Source organism: Candidatus Aminicenantes bacterium (assembly GCA_026393795.1).
Taxonomy (GTDB): Bacteria; Acidobacteriota; Aminicenantia; order UBA2199; family UBA2199; genus UBA2199.
Map to the genome: position 1 here is coordinate 1 of JAPKZL010000246.1, position 1,984 is coordinate 1,984.

At 60.1% G+C, this 1,984-nt stretch carries 1 protein-coding gene; it reads right to left on the minus strand.

Annotation, left to right across the window (positions count from 1 at the left end; all coding sequences use genetic code 11):
* Window positions 1–1,984, minus strand: a 1,984-nt coding sequence (locus NTW95_12520) for an SIS domain-containing protein (protein ID MCX6558232.1), incomplete at both ends; no start/stop codon positions are given.

Below are 1,984 nucleotides of genomic sequence, written 5' to 3' on the forward strand. Positions count from 1 at the left end.
TGGCCTCGCGGTCGCCTTTGCGGCCGTCCGCATCGAGGAGCAGGCGGCGGCTGAAATCGGCCATGTCGGCCAGGACGTTTTCCAGGTCGGTGAACGAGTACAGGGTGCTTTTGCCGAGAATGGTGTTGGGGCCGTGCTTGAACTCGGCCGCGTCGTACCCCTCGGCGTGGTTGAGCACCACCTCGCGGATCTTGAGCGCCCCTTCGCGGGCCAATCCGATCAGCGATGTCCCCAGGATGTGGATGGAGGGTTTCAGGAAGAACTTGAGCATGACTTCGGTGACATCCTCATCGCAGGCCTGCAGCGTGAAAGCGCTGAGGTGCTTGATCTTCTCCAGCTTCTGCTGCGGCAGCAGGGTTTCCTTCTTCATGCTGGCCGCGAGCAGGTAGAACAGCGCCAGCTGGGCGCTGAACGATTTGGTGGCGGCGACGGCGATCTCCGGGCCGCACAGGAGCGGCAGGAAGAATTCGGCCTTCTCCTGGGGAATGGTGGAATTTTCGTTGTTGACCACGGCGATGATGCGGACCGCTTTGGCGAATTGATCGCGCACCTGGTTCAGGATGTCGACCAGGTCCTTGGTTTCCCCCGACTGGGTGATGGCCACCAGCACGTCCCCGGGCCGCAGGCTGTTCATGTACACGGAGCGGAAGAGATCGGGGTTGCAGGGAACGATGCCCAGGCGGGTCAGCTGGTTGAAGAAGTAACCCGCCGTCAGCGCGGCGTGGTAGGAGGTGCCGGAGCCGATGAAAAACACCCGGCCGCCGCTGGCGAAGCTCTGCTGGAAAATGGCCACCGCCTTCTCCTTGAAGCGGATCACCTTGCGCTTTTTTTTCCAGATGATGATCAGGTCCAGGGTGAAGAGGGCCGGGTAATATTCCTCGCCGAATTCCCGCAGCTCGCGCAGGAGCTGGGCTTCGTCGGAGGAGAAAAACTCAGGTGTAACGGCCGGCTGGCCTTGCAGGCGCAGCGCGTCGATTTCCTTTACCAGTTCGTTAAAGTGCGGGCTGGCGACGATCTTCAGGAACGCTCCCTTCAGCCGGGTTGGATCGAATATGGTGTAGAGCTTGAGCAGTTCGAAGACGATATCCTTGCAGTCTCGGGCATGTTTTTCAAACAACGAGAAGTACGGTTCCTCCCAGTCCTGGGAGAAATAGTATTTCTGCATTATTTCCAAATTGGCCGCCGTGGAAGCGATCTCCTGCTCCATGAAAAAATGATACTTGGACTGCAAGGCGATGTCGGCGATGTTCAGTTTCGACCGCTTCAGCCCGGGCATGCTGCGGCTGCCGTCGGCGAGCGAAAAAACGAAGTAGTCGCCGGCGGTAAAATAGATCCCCTGCCCTTCGACCAGGGGGATCAGGAAACGGGTCTTGACCAGGACCGACGTCAGGTCGGAGGAAACGACGATGAAATCGCCCTCCTCGTCCGCCCCTTTGCCGGCATAAAGCGACGATCCGGCCTTGACGGCGAAGATGCCCTCGATGTCCGGGGCCGACAGGCAGGCCGCGTACGATCCGACTGCCTTGCGGTTGGCGTGGAGAATGGCCTGCAGCAGGTCGTCGATCCGGGTCTTGGCGTCGGCTTTTTTTCGCAGGAGCTGCTGCTCGCGGTAAAAGTGCTCGACCAGGTGCACCAGCATCTCGCCGTCGTTGTCCGAGGCGATGCGGTGGCGGGCGTCGATTAAGAACTCCTTCAGGCTGTCGGTGTTGGAAATGTTGCCGTTGTGGGCGCCCAGCAGGTGGGTCCGGCAGTTGACCTCGTGCGGCTGGGCGTTTTCATCGGTCACCGAGCCGTAGGTGGCCCAGCGCACCTGGCCGATGAACTTGCGGCCGCTCGCTTTTTCCAGGTCCAGTTCATGGATGACCTTGGTGGGCGACCCCACTTTCTTTTTCAGGCTGATGCTCCCGTCGTCCTTGAAAAACGCGGCCCCGGTGGAGTCGTAACCGCGGTATTCGAGCTTCTTGAGCAAAAACGAGCCGACCTG